3 protein-coding genes are annotated in these 1595 nt (G+C 69.9%); 2 read left to right on the forward strand and 1 reads right to left on the reverse strand.

The window, feature by feature from the left end; genetic code table 11:
* Positions 1-78 precede the first annotated feature (78 nt).
* On the reverse strand, positions 79-309 hold the full coding sequence (locus tag MJ777_RS18315) for a biotin/lipoyl-binding carrier protein (RefSeq protein WP_239310119.1): 231 nt from the start codon (positions 307-309) through the stop codon (positions 79-81).
* A 417-nt stretch (positions 310-726) separates the two neighbouring features.
* On the opposite strand from MJ777_RS18315, the gene MJ777_RS18320 reads away from it, so the two are divergent.
* Positions 727-1362 (forward strand): DUF5317 family protein, encoded by a 636-nt coding sequence (locus MJ777_RS18320; protein ID WP_239310120.1) that lies wholly within the window; start codon positions 727-729, stop codon positions 1360-1362.
* 54 nt (positions 1363-1416) lie between these two features.
* Complete coding sequence (locus MJ777_RS23210) at positions 1417-1491, forward strand: 50S ribosomal protein bL37 (RefSeq protein WP_369809780.1); 75 nt, start codon at positions 1417-1419, stop codon at positions 1489-1491.
* Positions 1492-1595 lie beyond the last annotated feature (104 nt).

The following is a 1595-nucleotide window of genomic DNA, read 5'->3' on the forward strand; positions in this document are numbered from 1 at the left end:
TCCAGGCGCCCCCTGGCCCCGCGACGTCGCGTCCCCTCTTGAGCGGCCGCCGCCGGGATCGTCACGGCGCGGTCGCGGTCAGGCCGCTGGCAGGCCGTCAAGAAGGGCAATCAGGTCTCCTTCCTGAACGACGTCGCCCTCCCGCACCGCGATCTGGGCGACCCGGCCGCCGTCCTCGCTGAGTACCGGGATCTCCATCTTCATGGAGTCGAGAATCACCAGTGTGTCCCCGGCCGACACCGTGTCACCGACACCGACCACGACCTTCCACACGTTGGCGACCATCTCGGCTCGAACTTCCTCGGCCACGGCTCCCCTTCCTAGGGCGTGTTTCGAAAGCCATCTGTCCGGCTCGCCACGTCCAGGCGGCCTCTGGCTGCGTTCTCGGCCACACCGATACAACTCATCCGGTATCGGTGTGGCCTGCGGCCTTGCCAGGAACCACCTGGACGCGGCTCCCTGATCGAACCACGACTTCCGAAACACGCCGTAGTCCCGACCGGACAAACGCGCACCGTGAGCGTAGTGCGCACGTGGACCTGACCGCTGCGCGCCACGGCGACAAAGAAAATCCCGGTTAGAGCACTGATTCACCCAAATCCAGTACTGGCCGGCAGCTGATTGTGATCTTCCGACGCTCGGCCAGGGAGGCGGCGCGGGCAAATCAGACATGCCGGAATGTCGCCCCTGCGCCGCGGCACGGCGCGGACGAAGCACACTACGAGGGTGTTCGTTCTCCTTGTGCTCGTCCTGGTCGGTGGTGCCACGGTCGGGCTGATTCGCGGTGGGACGCCAGCTGCCCTGGTGCGGATCTATGTGGCGCGCCCACGGGCGCTCGCGGCCGCGTTCGCGGCGCTGCTCCTCGGGCAGGTCGTCCCCGGCACCTACGCGGCCGGCTGGGTGGTGGCAACGGTCGCGGTGGCATTCTTCGCGGCGGCGAACCCCCGGCTGCCAGGCCTCGGCCTGCTGCTGGCAGGCATCACGCTGAACACAGTGGTGGTCCTCGCCAACAGCGGTCAGATGCCGGTGTCGCGCTGGGGAGCCGACCGCGCTGGCGTCGCGTTCAGCGACGTGCGGGGGTCATCCCAGTACACCCCCGGGGACACCGCCACGGTCCTGCGCCCGGCAACGGACGCAATACCGCTGGCGTTCCCACCCGCGCCAGCGGTGGTCAGCATCGGCGACGTCCTGGTCGCCGCCGGGGCAGGGCTGTTCGCGGCGGTCGCGCCAGTGCGGGCGCGCCGCACGCTGGCAGCCCGCCGCATCCATACCGCACGGCCCGGACACCCCGGCGCGGCCGGTCCCGCGGCTCCAGATCCCCTGGCCTCGACCGCGGCGGCACTGTCAACCGACGGCCCGTGACAGGATGACCGGAGCCGAGTTGATCGAAACGGAAGGAGAAAGGAGGTACCCGACGTGGCGAAGAAGAAGCGCAAGCGACGCGCCCGCGCCAAGCACAAGGCCAACCACGGCAAGCGCCCCAACACCTGAGCCGGCGCCGGCGGGCCGCGGTTGAACGTCTTACCAGGATCCACCGCGGTCCGGTCCCCGCTCTCGCCCGGCCAGGCGGCGCGACGGCTACCCGCCGTCGACAG

It is taken from the genome of Protofrankia sp. Cj5 (assembly GCF_917627405.1).
In the GTDB taxonomy this organism is placed as follows: domain Bacteria; phylum Actinomycetota; class Actinomycetes; order Frankiales; family Frankiaceae; genus Protofrankia.